The following is a 727-nucleotide window of genomic DNA, read 5'->3' as shown; positions in this document are numbered from 1 at the left end:
AACTGCAACCAGGCAAAGCACAGATATCCGCTTTTCTCCCCGGCTTTGGCTTGCCCGTAGTCCCAGACCATAACGTTCACTTTTCTCATCCCTGAAGTTCTGCTCTGTTTGCATACGGCGACTGTAAGTTTTAACTATCCCGCGTGGCTTATATCCCATCAGGCTGGTAAAAAGCAGCCACGGTCCACGCGCGTTTTTACGGTACATCCTGTCTGTTCTGGGGTAATGCTGGCTGCTTTTCCTGCCCGTCGCCCGCTTATGCACGGTGTAGACATGTCCCGGACAGTCACGACTGGCGTTGCGTGCCAGTCGCCCGAACCCCAGATAGCGCACCGTGGTTGACGACACAATATCCCGCGCCATCTGCCACTCTTCATCCCCTGCGACCTGAAAATAGAGGCTGCTCCTGACTCGCCCGACAAAGTCCCAGCCCAGAGAGCGAAGGGGGTGAAACCAGCTGCTGCGAAAGCCTGCATCGGTCACGATAATGACCTGCTTATCTTTGCCGATGGCGGCAGCCATCTGATCGAGAAAGTCATTTTGTACAGCAGAGTTGTTCTGGTAGCGGGAGGAGATGACTTTACTCATCAGAGGGATAGCTCTGCCATCACACAATAAGCTTGCCCGCAAAACACTGAACTCTGATGAAGGATAACCACTCCAGTCCACGGCAATGACACAAACTGAAAGGCTGTGTGTGAGGCGGGATACACGCTGCTGGTAGACG

1 protein-coding gene is annotated in these 727 nt (G+C 53.9%); it reads right to left on the bottom strand.

The window, feature by feature from the left end; all coding sequences use genetic code 11:
- On the bottom strand, positions 1-727 hold a 727-nt coding region (locus E0L21_RS24710), incomplete at both ends, for an IS4 family transposase (protein ID WP_131413839.1).

Origin of the sequence: Kosakonia quasisacchari, from assembly GCF_004331415.1 — a bacterium.
In the GTDB taxonomy this organism is placed as follows: domain Bacteria; phylum Pseudomonadota; class Gammaproteobacteria; order Enterobacterales; family Enterobacteriaceae; genus Kosakonia; species Kosakonia quasisacchari.
This window is presented reverse-complemented; position numbering and strand designations above follow the sequence as displayed.